This window comes from Leclercia adecarboxylata, assembly GCF_023639785.1.
GTDB lineage: Bacteria > Pseudomonadota > Gammaproteobacteria > Enterobacterales > Enterobacteriaceae > Enterobacter > Enterobacter adecarboxylatus_D.
The window spans coordinates 775,265-795,453 of record NZ_CP098325.1; the positions used below are offsets into that span (position 1 = coordinate 775,265).

The following is a 20,189-nucleotide window of genomic DNA, read 5'->3' on the forward strand; positions in this document are numbered from 1 at the left end:
GGAATACCCCCATGTCAGAACGTCTCCAAAATGACGTGGATCCGATCGAAACTCGCGACTGGCAACAGGCGATCGAATCGGTCATCCGTGAAGAAGGTGTTGAGCGTGCTCAGTATCTGATTGAACAGATGCTTTCTGAAGCCCGCAAAGGCGGCGTGAAAGTAGCTGCAGGTGCAGGGGCTAACAACTACGTAAACACGATTGCCGTCGAAGACGAACCGGAATACCCGGGCAATCTGGATCTGGAACGCCGCATCCGTTCTGCAATTCGCTGGAACGCCATCATGACCGTTCTGCGTGCGTCCAAGAAAGATCTGGAGCTGGGCGGCCACATGGCTTCCTTCCAGTCTTCTGCAACCGTTTATGAAGTGTGCTTTAACCACTTCTTCCGCGCGCGCACCGAGAAAGACGGCGGCGACCTGGTGTACTTCCAGGGCCACATCTCTCCGGGCGTCTACGCACGTGCGTTCCTGGAAGGTCGTCTGACTGAAGAGCAGATGAACAACTTCCGTCAGGAAGTTCACGGTAAAGGTCTGTCTTCTTATCCGCACCCGAAACTGATGCCAGAATTCTGGCAGTTCCCGACCGTTTCTATGGGTCTTGGTCCAATCGGTGCTATCTACCAGGCTAAATTCCTGAAATATCTGGAACACCGTGGCCTGAAAGACACCTCCCAGCAGACCGTTTACGCCTTCCTGGGCGACGGCGAGATGGATGAACCAGAATCTAAAGGCGCGATCACCATCGCAACCCGTGAGAAGCTGGACAACCTGTGCTTCATCATCAACTGTAACCTGCAGCGTCTGGATGGTCCGGTAACCGGTAACGGTAAGATCATCAACGAACTGGAAGGCATCTTCGCAGGTGCTGGCTGGAACGTGATCAAAGTGATGTGGGGCGGTCGTTGGGATGAGCTGCTGCGTAAAGATACCAGCGGTAAACTGATCCAGCTGATGAACGAAACCGTTGACGGCGACTACCAGACCTTCAAATCCAAAAACGGTGCCTACGTTCGTGAGCACTTCTTCGGTAAATATCCTGAAACCGCAGCCCTGGTTGCAGACTGGACAGACGATCAGATCTGGGCCCTGAACCGTGGTGGTCACGATCCGAAGAAAGTCTACGCTGCACTGAAAAAAGCGCAGGAAACCAAAGGCAAAGCAACTGTAATCCTGGCTCATACCGTTAAAGGTTATGGCATGGGTGACACCGCCGAAGGTAAAAATATCGCGCACCAGGTTAAGAAAATGAACATGGACGGCGTGCGTTATATCCGCGACCGTTTCAATGTGCCAGTGACCGATGAGCAGGTAGAAAACCTGTCTTACATCACCTTCCCGGAAGGTTCTGAAGAGCACACCTATCTGCACGCCCAGCGTCAGAAGCTGAATGGCTACCTGCCGTCTCGCCAGGTGAACTTCACTGAGAAACTGGAACTGCCAGCGCTGGAAGACTTCTCTCAGCTGCTGGAAGAGCAGAACAAAGAGATCTCCACCACTATCGCCTTCGTGCGTGCCCTGAACGTGATGCTGAAGAACAAGTCGATCAAAGATCGTCTGGTGCCAATCATCGCTGACGAAGCGCGTACCTTCGGTATGGAAGGTCTGTTCCGTCAGATCGGTATCTACAGCCCGAACGGTCAGCAGTACACTCCGCAGGACCGCGAGCAGGTTGCCTACTACAAAGAAGACGAGAAAGGCCAGATCCTGCAGGAAGGTATCAACGAGCTGGGCGCAGGCGCATCCTGGCTGGCTGCTGCGACCTCTTACAGCACCAACAACCTGCCGATGATCCCGTTCTACATCTACTACTCCATGTTCGGTTTCCAGCGTATCGGTGACCTGTGCTGGCAGGCTGGCGACCAACAGGCTCGCGGCTTCCTGGTAGGGGGTACTTCTGGTCGTACGACGCTGAACGGCGAAGGTCTGCAGCACGAAGATGGTCACAGCCACATTCAGTCTCTGACTATCCCTAACTGTATCTCTTACGACCCGGCTTACGCGTACGAAGTGGCAGTCATCATGCATGACGGTCTGGTTCGTATGTACGGTGAAGCGCAAGAGAACATTTACTACTACATCACCACCCTGAACGAAAACTACCACATGCCGGCTATGCCAGCAGGTGCCGAGGAAGGTATCCGTAAAGGTATCTACAAACTCGAAACCGTTGAAGGTAGCAAAGGTAAAGTTCAGCTGCTGGGCTCCGGCTCTATCCTGCGTCACGTCCGTGAAGCAGCACAGATCCTGGCGAAAGACTACGGCGTAGGTTCTGACGTGTACTCTGTGACCTCCTTCACCGAACTGGCGCGTGATGGCCAGGATTGTGAGCGCTGGAACATGCTGCACCCACTGGAAACTCCACGCGTTCCATACATTGCTCAGGTGATGAACGACGCGCCAGCGGTGGCTTCTACTGACTATATGAAACTGTTCGCTGAGCAGGTTCGTACTTACGTTCCAGCTGATGATTATCGCGTACTGGGTACTGACGGCTTCGGTCGTTCTGACAGCCGCGAAAACCTGCGTCACCACTTCGAAGTTGATGCTTCTTACGTGGTTGTAGCAGCACTGGGCGAACTGGCTAAACGTGGCGAAATCGATAAGAAAGTGGTTGCGGACGCAATTACCAAATTCAACATCGATGCAGAAAAAGTTAACCCGCGTCTGGCGTAAGAGGTAAAAGAATAATGGCTATCGAAATCAATGTACCGGACATCGGGGCTGATGAAGTTGAGATCACCGAGATCCTGGTCAAAGTAGGCGACAAAGTTGAAGCTGAACAGTCGCTGATCACCGTAGAAGGCGACAAAGCCTCTATGGAAGTCCCGTCTCCTCAGGCTGGCGTCGTTAAAGAGATCAAGGTCTCTGTGGGCGATAAAACCGAGACTGGCAAACTGATCATGATTTTCGATTCCGCCGACGGTGCAGCAGCTGCTGCACCTGCGCAGGAAGAGAAGAAAGAAGCTGCTCCTGCCGCCGCTGCTCCAGCAGCTGCCGCGGCAGCGAAAGAAGTGAACGTGCCTGACATCGGCGGTGACGAAGTTGAAGTCACTGAAATCCTGGTAAAAGTGGGCGACACCGTTGCGGCTGAGCAGTCACTGATCACCGTAGAAGGCGACAAAGCCTCTATGGAAGTGCCTGCGCCGTTCGCGGGTACCGTTAAAGAGATCAAGATCAACACCGGCGACAAAGTCTCTACCGGCTCTCTGATCATGGTCTTCGAAGTGGCTGGCGCTGCGCCTGCTGCTGCCCCTGCACAGGCTGCCGCTCCGGCACCTGCTGCTGCTCCAGCTGCGGCTGGCGGCGCGAAAGACGTTAACGTACCAGACATCGGCGGTGACGAAGTTGAAGTGACCGAAGTGATGGTGAAAGTGGGCGACAAAGTTGCCGCTGAGCAGTCACTGATCACCGTTGAAGGCGACAAGGCTTCTATGGAAGTGCCTGCGCCGTTCGCCGGTACCGTTAAAGAGATCAAAATCAGCACCGGCGACAAAGTCTCTACCGGCTCTCTGATCATGGTCTTCGAAGTGGAAGGCGCTGCGCCTGCAGCCGCTCCGGCTGCCGCTGCTGCTCCAGCTCCTGCTGCTGCACCGGCTCAGTCTGCTAAACCTGCTGCGGCTCCGGCTGCTAAAGCGGAAGGCAAATCTGAGTTCGCTGAAAACGACGCTTACGTCCACGCGACTCCGCTGATTCGTCGCCTGGCGCGCGAATTCGGTGTAAACCTGGCGAAAGTGAAAGGGACTGGCCGTAAAGGTCGTATCCTGCGCGAAGACGTCCAGGCTTACGTGAAAGACGCGGTGAAACGCGCTGAAGCGGCACCTGCTGCTGCCACCGGCGGCGGTATCCCGGGTATGCTGCCATGGCCGAAAGTGGACTTCAGCAAGTTCGGCGAAATTGAAGAAGTGGAACTGGGCCGTATCCAGAAAATCTCTGGTGCGAACCTGAGCCGTAACTGGGTGATGATCCCGCACGTTACGCACTTCGACAAAACCGATATCACCGATCTGGAAGCGTTCCGTAAACAGCAGAACGCCGAAGCTGAGAAGCGTAAACTGGACGTGAAATTCACCCCAGTGGTCTTCATCATGAAAGCCGTTGCTGCGGCCCTTGAGCAGATGCCACGCTTCAACAGCTCCCTGTCCGAAGATGGCCAGAAGCTGACGCTGAAGAAATACATCAACATCGGTGTTGCGGTTGATACGCCAAATGGTCTGGTTGTTCCGGTCTTCAAAGACGTGAACAAGAAGAGCATCACTGAGCTGTCCCGTGAACTGACCACCATCTCCAAAAAAGCGCGTGATGGTAAGCTGACTGCCGGCGAAATGCAGGGCGGCTGCTTCACCATCTCCAGCATCGGCGGCCTGGGTACTACCCACTTCGCGCCGATTGTTAACGCGCCGGAAGTGGCGATCCTTGGTGTGTCCAAGTCCGCGATGGAGCCAGTATGGAATGGCAAAGAGTTCGTGCCGCGTCTGATGATGCCAATCTCTCTGTCCTTCGACCACCGCGTGATCGACGGTGCTGATGGTGCTCGCTTCATTACCATCATCAACAACACCCTGAGCGACATTCGCCGCCTGGTGATGTAATCGAAGAGCCGGCCTGACGGCCGGCTTTTTTCTGGTAATCTCATGAGGTTTGTGAGGTTATTAGCGAAAGCGATAATTCGTGAGCCGTTTGTTGTTTCAAAATTGTTAACAATTTTGTAAACTGCGGGCGGATTGAACGACCCGGTGGACGACGGGTATAAATTAAGAGGTCATGATGAGCACAGAAATCAAAACTCAGGTCGTAGTACTTGGGGCAGGCCCGGCAGGTTATTCCGCAGCATTCCGTGCCGCGGATTTAGGTCTGGAAACCGTCATCGTAGAACGTTACAACACCCTCGGTGGTGTTTGTCTGAACGTCGGCTGTATCCCTTCTAAAGCGCTGCTGCACGTTGCTAAAGTTATCGAAGAAGCCAAAGCGCTGGCTGAGCACGGTATCGTCTTCGGCGAGCCGAAAACCGATATCGACAAAATTCGTACCTGGAAAGAGAAAGTTATCACTCAACTGACCGGCGGTCTGGCTGGCATGGCTAAAGGCCGTAAAGTGAAAGTGGTAAACGGTCTGGGTAAATTCACCGGGGCAAACACCCTGGAAGTGGAAGGCGAGAACGGCAAAACCGTCATCAACTTCGACAACGCGATCATCGCGGCGGGCTCTCGTCCGATCGAACTGCCATTCATTCCACATGAAGATCCACGCGTGTGGGACTCCACCGATGCGCTGGAACTGAAAACCGTACCAAAACGCCTGCTGGTTATGGGTGGCGGTATCATCGGTCTGGAAATGGGTACCGTGTACCATGCGCTGGGTTCAGACATTGACGTGGTTGAAATGTTCGACCAGGTTATCCCGGCTGCAGACAAAGACATCGTTAAAGTCTTCACCAAACGCATCAGCAAGAAATTCAACCTGATGCTGGAAACCAAAGTGACTGCCGTTGAAGCGAAAGAAGACGGTATTTACGTTTCCATGGAAGGCAAAAAAGCCCCTGCAGAAGCGCAGCGTTATGACGCGGTGCTGGTGGCTATCGGTCGTGTACCGAACGGTAAAAACCTCAATGCAGGTGCAGCGGGCGTGGAAGTTGACGACCGTGGCTTTATCCGCGTTGATAAACAGCTGCGCACTAACGTGCCGCACATCTTTGCTATCGGCGATATCGTCGGTCAGCCAATGCTGGCACACAAAGGTGTTCACGAAGGTCACGTTGCCGCAGAAGTTATCGCCGGCATGAAGCACTACTTCGACCCGAAAGTGATCCCATCTATCGCGTATACCGAGCCAGAAGTTGCATGGGTTGGTCTGACCGAGAAAGAAGCCAAAGAGAAAGGCATCAGCTACGAAACCGCCACCTTCCCGTGGGCTGCTTCTGGCCGTGCTATCGCTTCCGACTGCGCAGACGGTATGACCAAACTGATCTTCGACAAAGAGACTCACCGTGTGATCGGTGGTGCGATTGTCGGCACCAACGGCGGCGAGCTGCTGGGTGAGATCGGTCTGGCGATCGAAATGGGTTGTGACGCTGAAGACATCGCGCTGACCATCCACGCTCACCCGACTCTGCACGAGTCTGTTGGCCTGGCGGCAGAAGTGTTTGAAGGCAGCATCACCGACCTGCCAAACGCGAAAGCGAAGAAGAAGTAAGTTTCTTCCGGCATGAAAAAGCGGCTCCTGAGCCGCTTTTTTTTTATGCCTGTAACCTTACTGAGCGACCAGCTGCCAGCGGTCGTCCGGGTTAAATGCTGGCATCGCCTGGGCTTCTTCTGCCGACTTTTCTCCCAGATTACTCTGCCACACCCGATCGTCGCCGTTGATCATAAAGCTCATCACCCCGGTTTCGCCGTAGCTTACCGGCCAGGCGATCATCGCGAAGCCTGATTTGCTGTCCGGCAGGATGCGGAAGTGATAGCCGTGGTAACCCTGACCGGGCTCTTTCGGGCTGAAGGCCGGGCCGAGCGGGCTGGGCGCTTCGCCAGGCTTAACGGGCCAGTACAGGCCATCTTTTTTGCCCTCGCTGCTGACAATCTTCCGGGCGTAGTGCGTGTTAAGGGCGTAGTAGCTATCCTGGGCATCCACATAGGCGTGCAGCGCTTCGATGGCGGCAAGCTCGTTGCGGCCCACTTCGCGGTTCAGGATCTCCTCTTTGGCTTCCTGCATGTCGAACTGCCAGCCTTTGTCGGTTTTTACCGCCGGGATCGGCAGCTGCCAGTGGTATTCCCCGACGGTCAGCCAGGCCGTGTTGCCGTCTGTCACTGTCTGGTGGTTTACCTGCCAGTCGCGCTTAAAGCGATCCACGGCCTCCGGGTCGACGCCATCCGCCGGTAAGAAGCTTCGCCAGTCGTCACCGAGAAGATCCCCCAGCGCCGTTTCGTTCTGCTCGTTGATGGCTTTTGCCAGCGCATCGGTCGCCTGTTCGGGCGTGCTGAAATATTGTTGGGCAAAGACGCCGGTCGATACCATGAACAACACTATTCCGCTGAAGAGTTTACTTTTCATTGTCGTCTCCCTTAACGATGACGGAATTCACGGTGTTCGCCACCGCTGTGGCGCTCAGACATCTGGGCCCGACCGCCGCTGCGTTCGACATTGCGGGCCGACAGCTGACGGCTCTGCATGCCGCGCTGCTGCTGCGCCTGCCAGTTGGCCGAGCGGCTGTCGTTGCCGCTGAGCGCATTGGCCCGCTGATGCAGCTGCGTTGCGCGCTGCGGATTCTGTGCGGTGCGGTGCTGAGTTTGCCTCTGGCGGGCAGCGTCCTGGCGTGCCGCCGTACGCTGCGTATCGTGCTGGGTGTGGGTAGCCCGTTTCGCCGTTTGCGGCCGCGCGTTGTCGTATCCCCGGTAGTTATTGCGCTGGGAAATTTGATTTAACTGTTTGTTCGCCGCCTGGCGCTGTCCGTCGCGGGTGGCAGGACGCGCCGTTTGCGACAGGTTTTTACCCGTTGAACGTTCCATCTGCGTCATTGCCGCCTGGCGCTGGGCGTCACGGTTGACGCTGCCCGGCGGCGTAGCTGCGCTGAGGTTAGCGGTATTGCGGCGCACCGCGGGCGCGTTCTGCGCGTAGCGGTTATTCAGCTGGCTGGAGGCATAAGGCACGCCGCCGCGATAGGCCGGGTTATGCTGCCAGCCGCGGTTGGCATCAAGACGCTCTCCGCTGATTTTATTGAAGTTATCCACGTTGATATTGATGTTGTTGTCCCCGTTACGGGAATAGCCGCCGTGATGATCCCAGTCGTCATCGTGATGATGGTGATCCCAGTCGTCATCGTCATCCCAGTCGATGTTGCTGAAGATGGCGTAGGTGGTCGCCACGCCAAGGCTAAAGCCAAGCCCTTTGACCAGGCTGTCGGTGAACTGCTCCCCGGGAGGCGGCGGCAGATAGACCGGCGGATAGCTGGCGTTAGGCCATGTTCCGTAAACCGTGCTGGGGTTGTAGGTTGGGACGTAAACCACCTGCGGATCGGTGGATTCAATCTTGATCACCGTTGGGGCAGGGGCTGGGGTTGATGTGGAGGTGGAGGTGGTGGACGAAGCGCTCGCTTTGGCGGGCTCGGTTTTCGTCACGGTTGTTACCTTCTGCTGCGGCGTGGATTGCAGCGCGCCGGTCTGCTGCGCCAGCAGGCGTAAGCGCTGGACGGAGTCCATAACATCCTTCGGCTGGGCCAGAAACGCATCGCCGAGACTCTGTACCCAGGGTGGGTTTTCCCCCATCAGCGACATCAGCTGCGGGAAGGCGACCAGCGATTTCACGCTGGGATCCCAGGGCTGCCCGGCGACGGCCTGAATCGCCGCGTCCCCCTGCATGCGCGGGTTGTCACGTGACCACTGCGCCGCCTGTATCACGTTCGTCGGATAGGTCGCGGCCATTAAGATCTGCGACAGCAGGGCATCCGGATAGAGCGCGACAGGCGCTACCCACTGGTCGATCTGCGCGGCGGTATAGACCACCGGAGCGGGTTGCGTCTGGGCCGGTGCCGGGACTGGCGCGGTTTGGGCTGTTGGCTGTACCGACGAGGGGGGTTGAGAGACGGTCTCAGGCGCGCGGCTATTGACGTAGACAACGCCAGAAGCGGCTAACAGCCCGGCGCTACACAAAAGAACAAGCAGATGTGGCTTAAAGGGCAACTTCATAGTAAGACTCCGACGAAAGCGAGGCCGTGAGGCGTTTACGTTGCCGCGAGTATATGCACCCGGGTATTACTTTTTTGACTTAAACTGGGAACCGTTCTGAATGGCCTGATAAAGAGTGTGAGCAATTATTACACAGATTATATTCGATGGCGAAAAACGCGTTGGGGTATTCAAATGGCCGCGCTTGCGAGCGGCCAATAACCGCTGAAGACGGTTATTTTGCGCCTGAGATCCTTCCCGCTTCGCCGCTACACCATGCTTAACGATTCAGCAAACTATTTAATGTTGCTTTTTTGTAAACAGATTAACACTGTCTGAAAATCCTGCTATGCTGCCCGACGCGGTATCGGGCATATACCCTACAAACTGCTGTCTCACAGGAGCGTGAAGAGAACGCCCGCCGCATATGACAATGAGAGCGAGGAGAACCGTCGTGCTAGAAGAATACCGTAAGCACGTAGCAGAACGTGCCGCCGAGGGGATTGTACCCAAACCTTTAGATGCAACCCAAATGGCCGCGCTCGTCGAGCTGCTGAAGAATCCGCCAAAAGGCGAAGAAGAATTCCTGTTAGATCTGTTGATCAACCGCGTACCGCCAGGCGTAGATGAAGCTGCCTACGTAAAAGCCGGTTTCCTTGCTGCGATTGCCAAAGGCGAAGCAACCTCCCCACTGGTTACCCCTGAAAAAGCGATTGAACTGCTCGGCACTATGCAGGGTGGTTATAACATTCATCCGCTGATCGATGCGCTGGATAGCGATACGCTGGCTCCGATTGCCGCCAAAGCCCTGTCCCACACGCTGCTGATGTTCGATAACTTCTACGACGTAGAAGAGAAAGCCAAAGCGGGCAACAGCTACGCGAAGCAGGTGATGCAGTCCTGGGCTGATGCCGAATGGTTCCTGAGCCGCCCACAGCTTGCAGAAAAAATGACCGTCACCGTGTTCAAAGTGACCGGCGAAACCAACACCGATGACCTGTCTCCGGCTCCGGATGCCTGGTCACGTCCGGATATCCCACTGCACGCCCTGGCGATGCTGAAAAACGCCCGTGAAGGCATTGAGCCGGATCAGCCGGGTGTAGTCGGCCCGATCAAACAGATCGAAGCGCTGGCACAAAAAGGTTTCCCGCTGGCATACGTCGGTGACGTGGTCGGTACTGGCTCTTCCCGTAAATCTGCCACCAACTCCGTGCTGTGGTTCATGGGGGATGATATTCCTCATGTGCCGAACAAGCGCGGCGGCGGCCTGTGCCTCGGCGGTAAAATCGCACCTATCTTCTTCAACACCATGGAAGATGCCGGCGCACTGCCAATCGAAGTGGATGTGTCAAACCTGAACATGGGCGACGTGATTGACGTGTACCCGTTCAAAGGTGAAGTACGCAACCATGAAACCAATGAGCTGCTGGCGAGCTTTGCACTGAAAACCGACGTGCTGGTCGACGAAGTGCGTGCCGGTGGCCGTATCCCACTGATCATCGGTCGTGGCCTGACCACCAAGGCGCGTGAAGCGCTGGGCCTGCCGCACTCAGACGTTTTCCGTCAGGCGAAAGACGTGGCGGAAAGCAACCGCGGCTTCTCGCTGGCACAGAAAATGGTGGGCCGCGCCTGCGGCGTAGCCGGTATCCGTCCGGGTGCCTACTGCGAGCCGAAGATGACCTCCGTGGGCTCTCAGGACACCACCGGTCCAATGACCCGTGACGAACTGAAAGATCTGGCCTGCCTGGGCTTCTCGTCTGACCTGGTGATGCAGTCCTTCTGCCACACTGCGGCCTATCCGAAGCCGGTTGACGTGACCACGCACCACACCCTGCCAGACTTCATCATGAACCGCGGCGGTGTTTCCCTGCGTCCGGGCGATGGCGTTATCCACTCCTGGCTGAACCGTATGCTGCTCCCAGATACCGTCGGTACCGGTGGTGACTCCCACACCCGTTTCCCGATCGGGATCTCTTTCCCTGCGGGCTCCGGCCTGGTGGCGTTTGCTGCCGCGACCGGCGTAATGCCGCTGGACATGCCGGAATCCGTTCTGGTGCGTTTCAAAGGTAAAATGCAGCCGGGCATCACCCTGCGCGACCTGGTGCACGCGATCCCGCTGTACGCCATCAAACAGGGCCTGCTGACCGTTGAGAAGAAAGGCAAGAAGAACATCTTCTCTGGCCGTATCCTCGAGATCGAAGGTCTGCCGGATCTGAAAGTGGAGCAGGCGTTTGAACTGACCGATGCTTCCGCTGAGCGTTCTGCTGCCGGCTGTACCATCAAGCTGAACCAGGCGCCAATCGAAGAGTACCTGACCTCCAACATCGTGCTGCTGAAGTGGATGATTGCAGAAGGCTACGGCGACCGCCGTACGCTGGAGCGTCGTATTCAGGGCATGGAGAAATGGCTGGCGGATCCACAGCTGCTGGAAGCCGACGCCGATGCAGAATATGCAGCGGTGATCGACATCGATCTGGCCGACATCAAAGAGCCAATCCTGTGTGCGCCGAACGATCCGGACGACGCGCGTCTGCTCTCTGACGTTCAGGGCGACAAGATCGACGAAGTGTTCATCGGTTCCTGCATGACCAACATCGGTCACTTCCGTGCGGCCGGTAAACTGCTGGATACCCATAAAGGCCAGCTGCCAACCCGTCTGTGGGTGGCTCCGCCAACCCGTATGGATGCGGCGCAGCTGACCGAAGAGGGTTACTACAGCGTGTTCGGCAAGAGCGGTGCGCGTATCGAAATCCCTGGCTGTTCCCTGTGTATGGGTAACCAGGCCCGCGTGGCGGACGGTGCGACGGTGGTTTCCACCTCTACCCGTAACTTCCCGAACCGTTTAGGTACCGGTGCAAACGTCTACCTGGCCTCTGCGGAGCTGGCGGCGGTTGCGGCCCTGATTGGCAAACTGCCAACGCCGGAAGAGTACCAGACCTTTGTGGCTCAGGTTGATAAGACGGCGGTGGATACCTATCGCTATCTGAACTTCGACCAGCTCTCTCAGTACACCGAGAAAGCGGACGGGGTGATCTTCCAGACGGCAGTATAAAACCCAACCCCTCACCCTTACCTCTCCCCATAGGGGAGAGGGAACTGCTCCGTGCGGTTTTTACCCTCTCCCCTATGGGGAGAGGGCAGGGTGAGGGGTATTTTTTATTTTCATTCCTTCCACCCGTTCCGCTTTTTTTCTTCCTCTGGGCTGCGATAATTACTGCAAGAGCTTTGCAGAGGAAAATACTATGGATTACGAATTTCTGCGTGATATCACCGGCGTGGTGAAGGTGCGTATGTCGATGGGCCACGAGGTGGTCGGTCACTGGTTCAATGAGGAAGTGAAAGAGAACCTGAGCCTGCTCGATGAAGTGGAACAGGCTGCACGCGCGGTAAAAGGCAGTGAACGATCCTGGCAACGTGTCGGCCATGAATACACGCTATGGATGGACGGCGAAGAGGTCATGGTCCGCGCCAATCAGCTGGAGTTTTCCGGCGACGAGATGGAAGAGGGGATGAGCTACTACGATGAAGAGAGTCTGTCTCTGTGCGGCGTAGAGGATTTTCTGCAGGTGGTCGCGGCCTACCGCGAGTTTGTGAAACAGAAATAATATCAGGAGCGTCCCTGCTCCAGACGGGTTTTATACGGTCGCGATATTGCGGCCGTAATAAATTTCGCGCATCTCTTTCCACAGCAGGTCGGTGATGACCTTGCGCTCATCTTCGCTTAAATCTTCCGGCCGGGTATGGAACATGTAGTGCTTAAGATCGAACTCCTTAAGCAGCATCTTGGTATGGAAGATGTTTTCCTGATAGACGTTCACATCCATCATGTCATACAGCGCTTTCATATCCTCGGACATGAAGTTCTGAATCGAGTTTATTTCATGATCGATAAAGTGCTTCATGCCGTTGATATCACGGGTGAAGCCGCGCACGCGATAGTCGATGGTCACGATGTCGGACTCAAGCTGATGAATTAAGTAATTCAGGGCATTGAGAGGAGAGATCACGCCGCAGGTCGACACTTCAATATCGGCGCGGAAGGTACATAACCCGGCTTCAGGATGGCTCTCGGGGTAGGTATGCACGCAGATATGGCTTTTATCCAGATGGGCCACGACCGCCTCCGGCAGCGGACCGGGGTGCTCTGTATGGTCGATAAGCGTAGGGTCAACGGGCTCTTCGCTGACCAGAATGGTGACGCTGGCGCCCTGAGGTTCATAATCCTGACGGGCGATATTCAGGATATTGGCGCCGATAATAGAGCAGGTTTCTGACAGGATCTCGGTCAGTCGGTTGGCGTTATAGAGTTCATCGATATAGGCGATATAACCATCGCGCTCTTCCGCCGTTTTTACATAGCAGATATCGTAAATACAAAAACTCAGGCTTTTGGTCAGGTTGTTAAAGCCATGCAGTTTCAGCTTTTTCAATTCATTCACCCCCTCAGAGCATCGTGCAAATATTGCGGTAAGGCAAAGGCTGCGGTATGTACGGCCGGATTGTAATAGCGGCAGGTCAGATTCGCCTGCTGGAAGCGCGCCTGAATAATGCCGGTAGAGAGATGGCGCAGGGCTTCATTGTCCGTCGCCCAGGCAAAGGTCATCACGCCGCCGTAGTAGGTCGGGATCGCCGCCTGATAGAAGCTGACGTCAGAAAAATAGTGGCTCAGCTTACGGTGGCTGTCGATGGCTTCGTCCTGCTGCAGGAAGCAGACGCCGTTCTGGGCCACAAAAATCCCACCGGGATTCAGGCAACGTTTGCAGCCTTCGTAGAATGCCGAGGTGAACAGGCTCTCCCCTGGCCCAATCGGGTCGGTGCAGTCGGAGATGATCACATCGAAGGTGCGCGCCGTCTGGTTAACAAAATTGACGCCGTCGTCAATCACCAGTGTGAAGCGCGGATCGTCGTAGCTACCGGCATTGTGGTTCGGCAGATACTGGCGACAGAAAGAGACAACGCCTGCGTCGATCTCGACCATGGTGATGCTTTCAATGGATTTATGGCGGGAAACTTCGCGCAGCATAGCGCCGTCGCCGCCGCCAATGATCAGCACATGTTTCGCGTTGCCGTGTGCCAGCAGCGGGACGTGAGTCATCATTTCATGATAGATGAATTCATCACGTTCGGTGGTTTGCACCACGCCATCCAGCGCCATCACCCGGCCAAAGGCCGCGTTTTCGAAAATGATCAGATCCTGATGATCGGTTTTCTCATGATAGAGCACGTTATCAATGGCAAAGTACTGTCCAAAATGGTCATGCAGCGTTTCATGCCACATATTTTTTTCGGCCATGGGATGATACCTCCTTTGTTAACACCCGCTTAAAACGGGGGCAACATCATAGCTAACAATGACCGTGGTTGCACGGTCATAAATTCAGCAAAGGGGCATCGGGAGAGAGGATTACTTAACGTAGGCGAGGAGGCTCAGTGAGTCGCGAGCCAGGGCTTTACATTTTTTTGCCGTAGGGATGCCGATGCCGCTGAGATCGCGGTAGCTGTCTTCACCGAGGGTTTTCATATCGAAACTGTCGTAGTTGCTCAGATCCCACTGGTTCTGCTGAGCAAAAAAGACCAGCGCGCGACGAATCTGGCCGTTAGGTAAATTCTGGTAGCCGCAGTCGTTTTTCAGAAACACAAACACCGCCGTTAAATCCGCCATATCTTCAGCTTCATTTTCACTCAGCGCATAGCTGTTTGCGCAACCCATCATTAAAGTGGTGAACAGGATTGTTCGGAAAAACGTCTTCATTGCTTCTACCAATACGTCACGGAAATTCAACGTTAGCACACTTCCCGCCGGTGCGACGATCTTTATTATTGAGGCTTCTCTTGACCTTCCGGCAAGGGGAGGGTTTATGCTCAGGACATCGACTGCTGCGAATAAGGAGATGAACATGCAACGCCGTGATTTTTTAAAATATTCTGCCGCCCTGGGTGTCGCCAGTGCGCTTCCGCTCTGGAGCCGCGCGGCTTTTGCCGCCGAGCGGCCCGTTTTGCCGATCCCGAATTTGCTCACCCCGGATGCGCGTAATCAGGTGAAGCTGGTGGTGCAGGCGGGTAAAACCACCTTTGGGCCACATAACGCCACCACCTGGGGCTACAACGGCAACCTGCTGGGCCCGGCCATTCAGCTACGCCAGGGAAAAGCGCTGACCGTTAACATCCACAACACCCTGAATGAAGAGACCACCGTCCACTGGCACGGTCTGGAAGTACCGGGAGAGGTAGACGGCGGCCCGCACGGCATCATTAAGCCAGGCGGCCAGCGGACGGTGACCTTTACGCCAGATCAGCGGGCGGCAACCTGCTGGTTCCACCCCCATCAGCACGGCAAGACCGGCCATCAGGTGGCGATGGGATTAGCCGGGCTGGTACTGATTGAGGATGACGAAAGCCGCCTGCTGCGCCTGCCGAAGCAGTGGGGCATCGATGATGTGCCGGTGATCGTGCAGGACAAGAAATTTACCGCCGACGGGCAAATTGACTATCAGCTGGATGTGATGAGCGCCGCGGTGGGCTGGTTTGGCGACACGCTGCTGACCAACGGGGCGGTCTACCCCCAGCACAATGCGCCGAAAGGCTGGCTGCGCCTGCGCCTGCTTAACGGCTGTAATGCCCGTTCGCTCAACTTCGCCGCCAGCGATAAGCGTCCGCTTTATGTTGTCGCCAGCGACGGCGGGCTACTGGCAGAGCCGGTTAAAGTGAGCGAACTGCCAGTGCTGATGGGCGAGCGTTTTGAGGTGCTGGTGGACATCAGCGACGGCAAGCCCTTTGATCTGCTCACCCTGCCGGTGAGCCAGATGGGGATGGCGGTGGCGCCCTTCGATAAACCGCAGCCGGTGCTGCGCATTCAGCCGCTGCTGGTGACCGCCTCGGGCGTTCTGCCGGATACGCTGACCAAAATGCCCGCTCTGCCGTCGCTGGAGGGACTGACCCAGCGGAAGCTCCAGCTGTCGATGGATCCGATGCTCGACATGATGGGCATGCAGGCATTGATGAAGAAGTATGGCGATCAGGCAATGGCGGGGATGCATCACGGTCAGATGGGCCATATGAATCACGGCCAGATGGATCACAGCATGCACGGGTTTGACTTCCGTAACGGCAACCGCATCAACGGCAAAGCCTTCGATATGCACACCCCGCAGTTTGCGGCGACCAAAGGCCAGTACGAGCGCTGGGTGATTTCAGGGGAGGGGGACATGATGCTGCATCCGTTCCATATTCACGGTACCCAGTTCCGCATCCTGACGGAAAACGGCAAGCCGCCAGCGGTGCACCGCGCGGGCTGGAAAGATACGGTACGCGTGGAGGGCGGGGTGAGCGAGGTGTTAGTGAAGTTCGATCATGATGCGCCGAAAGAGTTTGCCTATATGGCGCACTGCCATCTGCTGGAGCATGAAGATACCGGCATGATGCTGGGGTTCACGGTGTAAAAAAGCCGGGTGGCGGCTACGCCTTACCCGGCCGTAAAGGTGCGGCCTGATGCCCTCACCCTGACCCTCTCCCACGGGGAGAGGGTACAAACACTAAAAACGGCAACTTTCGTTGCCGTTTTGCTTTTATTTCTCGTCAGGCAGGGCATAGGCAACAATGTAGTCGCCCATCTTCGTACCAAACGAACCGTGACCACCCGCAGAGATGACAACGAACTGCTTGCCATTCACTTCATAGGTCATCGGCGTGGCCTGTCCACCGGCTGGCAGACGACCCTGCCACAGTTTTTCACCGTTGCTCATGTTGTATGCGCGCAGGTAGTTATCAGCGGTCGCACCAATGAACAGCACGTTACCGGCGGTGGAGATTGGGCCACCCAGCATCGGCATACCCATATTGAACGGCACCGGGATCGGCATCGGGAACGGCATGCTGTCCTGTGGCGTACCAATACGTTTTTTCCACACGACCTGATTGGTTTTCAGATCCAGCGCGGAAATATAACCCCATGCCGGCTGTTTACATGGCAGGCCAAACGGAGACAGGAACGGGTTCAGCGTTACGCCGTATGGCACGCCGTACTGCGGCTGAATACCCGATTCGGTACCGGTACCCTGCGCGTCTTTCGGCTGTTCCATCGGATTGCCCGGGCCGCGTGGGATCAGTTTAGAAACAAACGGCAGCGCCATCGGGTTGGCAATCGCCACCTGACGGTTCGGGTCAACGGAGATACCGCCCCATTCGAACATCCCCAGGTTACCCGGGAACACCAGCGTGCCCTGTTCGGACGGCGGGGTGAAGATGCCTTCATAGCGCAGCTGATGGAACATCACGCGGCACACCAGCTGGTCGAACATCGTGGCGCCCCACATGTCCGCCCCGCTGAGATCTCTCTTCGGACGGAAGCTCAGATCGGAGAACGGCTGGGTTTTTGTAACGTAGTCGCCTTTCGCCGCACCCTGCGGAACCGGTTTTTCCGGTGCCGGTACGACCAGCTCGCCGTTACGACGGTCCAGCACGAAGATGTTGCCGGTTTTCGCCGGGGCATAGATCACCGGTACGGTTTTACCGTTAACGGTAATGTCCGCCAGCGTCGGCTGGGACGGCATGTCCATATCCCACAGATCGTGGTGAACGGTCTGGTAGCTCCACGCCAGTTTCCCGGTCGTCGCATTCAGGGCCACGACAGAGCTGGCATAACGCTCCTGCTCCGGCGTACGGTTGCCGCCCCAGATATCCGGCGTGGTCACGCCCATCGGTAGATAGACCAGGTCCAGCTTCGCGTCATAGGCCGCGGGAGCCCAGGAGTTTGGCGAGTTGAAGGTAAAGGTGTGTTCGTCCGACGGAATCGCGTTGGGATCTTTCGCACCCGGGTCGAAGGCCCACAGCAGTTTACCGGTATTAACGTCAAAGCCACGGATCACGCCAGAGGTTTCGCGAACGGAGAAGTTATCCGTTACCGAACCGGCAATCACGATAGTTTTATCGGTGATGATCGGCGGAGAAGTCGGCTCATACAGACCCGGGGTCTGATCCGGCATATTGGTCTGCAGATTCAGCACGCCTTTGTTGGCAAAGGTTTCGCACAGCTTGCCGGTTTCGGCGTTAATAGCAAACAGACGACCGTCGTTCACCGGCAGCATGATGCGGCGCGGGCAGTCGGCAATCACTTCCGGGCTGGCGTTGTCTGCGCGCGCTTCGTGATAAGAGACGCCACGGCAGGTCACGTGCTGGAACTGGTTATTGGTCTTCAGCTGCGGATCGAAGTGCCATTTCTCTTTCCCGGTGGCCGCATCAAGCGCGAACAGACGCTGGTGAGCGGTACACAGGTAGAGCATGTTGCCCACTTTAATCGGAGTCACTTCGTTGGTCAGCTCGCCCGGATCGTTCGGCATCTTGAGATCGCCGGTACGGAACACCCAGGCCTCTTTCAGGTTTTTCACGTTATCCGCGTTGATCTGCTTCAGCGGGGAGTAACGTTGACCTTCCTGATTACGGCCGTAGGCAGGCCAGTCGGCATCGGCCACCTCAGAGATCGCCGCCGCTGGCGTAGATTCTGTATTCAGGGTGCCTTTCACCTCCTGGGGATCGTTAAAGCCAGCCCAGGTCAGGATGCCGCCGCTGATCAGCAGGGCCACCACCAGTGCGGCAACCGCACCGCTGGAACGCACCAGCAGGCGACGCCAGACGAATGGCAGGATCAGCCAGATACCGAAGAAGACGAGAATATCGCTACGTGGCGTCAGAGCCCAGAAGTCGAAGCCGACCTCCCAGACGCCCCAAATCATCGTCGCCAGCAGCAGGGCGGCATAAAGCCACAGTGCTGATTGTTTACTGCGCCATAAAAGGAAAGTCACGGCAAGCATGATGATGCCTGCCACCGGGTAGTACCAGGAGCCACCAATGGCCACCAGCCACACCCCACCGATTAACAGATACAGTCCGCAGAACGCAGCGAACAGCGCTGTTAGCCTCACGAGTAAACGTGAATGTTGGATTTTTGTTTCCGCCATAAAAGACACTCTATAAGTTTGTTAATTATTTAGTAGCAATTAATTATAGGCTTTAACAAGTGTGATCGGAATCACAAATATGGCTTTTGTGAACTCATGCGCCAGGCGGATCCATTTGCTGGTATACTTCAGGGCTTATGAAGCGATGCCGGGCCTGAATCCCTCGGTATTGGGAAATTCGTTATAAAATCATACGGTTAGTAAAATGAAACATACTGTTGAAGTGATGATCCCCGAAGCGGAGATCAAAGCGCGTATCGCCGAACTCGGTCGTCAGATCACCGAACACTATAAAGACAGCGGCAGCGAGATGGTGCTGGTGGGTCTGTTACGCGGTTCCTTCATGTTTATGGCCGATCTCTGCCGCGAAGTGCAGGTGTCCCATGAAGTCGATTTTATGACCGCCTCCAGCTATGGCAGCGGCATGTCGACCACCCGCGATGTGAAAATCCTCAAAGACCTGGATGAAGACATTCGCGGCAAAGACGTCCTGATTGTCGAAGACATCATCGATTCCGGTAACACCCTGTCAAAAGTGCGCGAAATTCTCAGCCTGCGTGGCCCGAAATCGCTGGCAATTTGCACCCTGCTGGACAAACCGACCCGCCGTGAAGTGGACGTTCCTGTGGAATTTGTGGGTTTCTCGATCCCGGATGAATTCGTGGTGGGCTACGGCATTGACTACGCCCAGCGCTATCGCCATCTGCCGTATGTCGGCAAAGTGGTGCTGCTGGACGAGTAAGGTCGTATTGCTCTCCCACGGGGAGAGGGAGAAAACCAAAGGTCGGGTAAGGCGAAGCCGCCACCCGGCTTTTTTATTTGTGGTTATCGTGCTTCAGGGTGAGGTTAGACAGACCCTGACGGTAACGCTGCTCCAGGGTTTCACGGTTGGTGGCGGTCACGTCCAGATCGCGCAGCAGGCCATCATGAATACCGTAGGCCCAGCCGTGGATCGTCACTTTTTGCCCGCGTTTCCAGGCAGACCGCATAATGGTGGAGTGGCCCAGGTTGTATACCTGCTCCATCACGTTAAGTTCGCACAGGGTATCCAGGCGACGCTCCTGCGGCATTTGCCCCAGCAGTGAGCTATGTTTGAACCAGATATCACGAATGTGTAGCAGCCAGTTGTCGATGAGGCCCAGCTCGGTGTTTTCAACCGCCGCCTGGACGCCGCCGCAGCCGTAGTGACCGCAAATAATGATGTGTTCCACTTCGAGAACATCAACGGCATACTGCACCACCGACAGGCAGTTCAGATCGGTGTGGATCACCAGATTCGCAACGTTACGGTGAACGAACAGTTCGCCAGGTTCGAGGCCGGTCAGACGTTCAGCGGGAACGCGGCTGTCAGAACATCCAATCCATAAAAAACGTGGTTTTTGCGCCTGAGATAATTTCTCAAAAAATCCGGAATCTTCTTCCAGCAGCATCTTTGACCATAGTGCGTTATTGCTGATGAGTGTATCTATGTCATTCATGGAGGTTAACGGCCTGTAACCGAGTGATTGCGTTGCGCTACTATAGGGTAACCCGACTTTTAATGAAACCACACAACGTGTGTCAGAACTATAGGTAAGTTTAAT

14 protein-coding genes are annotated in these 20,189 nt (G+C 55.9%); 7 read left to right on the forward strand and 7 right to left on the reverse strand.

Going from position 1 to position 20,189, the window contains the following annotated elements; genetic code table 11:
• The first annotated feature begins 11 nt into the window (after positions 1-11).
• The 3 genes from aceE (at position 12) to lpdA (ending at position 6,191) form a co-directional block, all read left to right on the forward strand.
• On the forward strand, positions 12-2,675 hold the full coding sequence (gene aceE / locus NB069_RS03645; protein WP_250587829.1) for a pyruvate dehydrogenase (acetyl-transferring), homodimeric type: 2,664 nt from the start codon (positions 12-14) through the stop codon (positions 2,673-2,675).
• A gap of 14 nt (positions 2,676-2,689) precedes the next feature.
• Positions 2,690-4,591: a pyruvate dehydrogenase complex dihydrolipoyllysine-residue acetyltransferase gene (gene aceF, locus NB069_RS03650; RefSeq protein WP_250587830.1), complete on the forward strand. Its 1,902-nt coding sequence runs from the start codon at positions 2,690-2,692 to the stop codon at positions 4,589-4,591.
• Positions 4,592-4,766: 175 nt separating this feature from the next.
• Positions 4,767-6,191: a dihydrolipoyl dehydrogenase gene (lpdA, locus tag NB069_RS03655; protein ID WP_250587831.1), complete on the forward strand. Its 1,425-nt coding sequence runs from the start codon at positions 4,767-4,769 to the stop codon at positions 6,189-6,191.
• Positions 6,192-6,248: 57 nt separating this feature from the next.
• Here lpdA and NB069_RS03660 read toward each other — a convergent pair whose 3' ends face one another.
• Both NB069_RS03660 and NB069_RS03665 read right to left on the reverse strand, forming a co-directional pair.
• Positions 6,249-7,043 (reverse strand): DUF2950 family protein, encoded by a 795-nt coding sequence (locus NB069_RS03660; protein WP_250587832.1) that lies wholly within the window; start codon positions 7,041-7,043, stop codon positions 6,249-6,251.
• Between the two features lie 11 nt (positions 7,044-7,054).
• Positions 7,055-8,674 (reverse strand): DUF3300 domain-containing protein, encoded by a 1,620-nt coding sequence (locus NB069_RS03665; RefSeq protein WP_250587833.1) that lies wholly within the window; start codon positions 8,672-8,674, stop codon positions 7,055-7,057.
• Positions 8,675-9,107: 433 nt separating this feature from the next.
• On the opposite strand from NB069_RS03665, the gene acnB reads away from it, so the two are divergent.
• On the forward strand, positions 9,108-11,705 hold the full coding sequence (gene acnB / locus NB069_RS03670) for a bifunctional aconitate hydratase 2/2-methylisocitrate dehydratase (protein ID WP_250587834.1): 2,598 nt from the start codon (positions 9,108-9,110) through the stop codon (positions 11,703-11,705).
• A gap of 190 nt (positions 11,706-11,895) precedes the next feature.
• Positions 11,896-12,258 carry a protein YacL gene (yacL, locus tag NB069_RS03675; protein ID WP_250587835.1) on the forward strand — a complete coding sequence of 121 codons (363 nt, stop codon included), beginning with the start codon at positions 11,896-11,898 and terminating at the stop codon, positions 12,256-12,258.
• 30 nt (positions 12,259-12,288) lie between these two features.
• Here yacL and speD read toward each other — a convergent pair whose 3' ends face one another.
• The 3 genes from speD to NB069_RS03690 form a co-directional block, all read right to left on the reverse strand.
• Positions 12,289-13,083, reverse strand: coding sequence for an adenosylmethionine decarboxylase (speD, locus tag NB069_RS03680; RefSeq protein WP_250587836.1), 795 nt, complete (start codon positions 13,081-13,083; stop codon positions 12,289-12,291).
• 5 nt (positions 13,084-13,088) lie between these two features.
• Positions 13,089-13,946, reverse strand: a complete 858-nt coding sequence (speE, locus tag NB069_RS03685; protein ID WP_250587837.1) for a polyamine aminopropyltransferase — start codon at positions 13,944-13,946, stop codon at positions 13,089-13,091.
• A gap of 111 nt (positions 13,947-14,057) precedes the next feature.
• Positions 14,058-14,405, reverse strand: a complete 348-nt coding sequence (locus NB069_RS03690) for a YacC family pilotin-like protein (RefSeq protein ID WP_039030342.1) — start codon at positions 14,403-14,405, stop codon at positions 14,058-14,060.
• Between the two features lie 145 nt (positions 14,406-14,550).
• Between NB069_RS03690 and cueO the strand changes: the two genes are divergently transcribed.
• The gene (gene cueO, locus NB069_RS03695) at positions 14,551-16,092 is read left to right on the forward strand and encodes a multicopper oxidase CueO (RefSeq protein ID WP_250587838.1); all 1,542 of its coding nucleotides are present in this window, start codon (positions 14,551-14,553) and stop codon (positions 16,090-16,092) included.
• Between the two features lie 126 nt (positions 16,093-16,218).
• Here cueO and NB069_RS03700 read toward each other — a convergent pair whose 3' ends face one another.
• Entirely contained in the window at positions 16,219-18,606 is a 2,388-nt protein-coding gene (locus NB069_RS03700) for a glucose/quinate/shikimate family membrane-bound PQQ-dependent dehydrogenase (protein WP_250587839.1), read from the reverse strand.
• Positions 18,607-18,811: 205 nt separating this feature from the next.
• On the opposite strand from NB069_RS03700, the gene hpt reads away from it, so the two are divergent.
• Positions 18,812-19,348, forward strand: coding sequence for a hypoxanthine phosphoribosyltransferase (hpt, locus tag NB069_RS03705; protein ID WP_250587840.1), 537 nt, complete (start codon positions 18,812-18,814; stop codon positions 19,346-19,348).
• A 73-nt stretch (positions 19,349-19,421) separates the two neighbouring features.
• Here the strand turns inward: hpt and can are convergent, their stop codons facing one another.
• Entirely contained in the window at positions 19,422-20,084 is a 663-nt protein-coding gene (can, locus tag NB069_RS03710) for a carbonate dehydratase (RefSeq protein WP_250587841.1), read from the reverse strand.
• Positions 20,085-20,189: the final 105 nt, after the last annotated feature.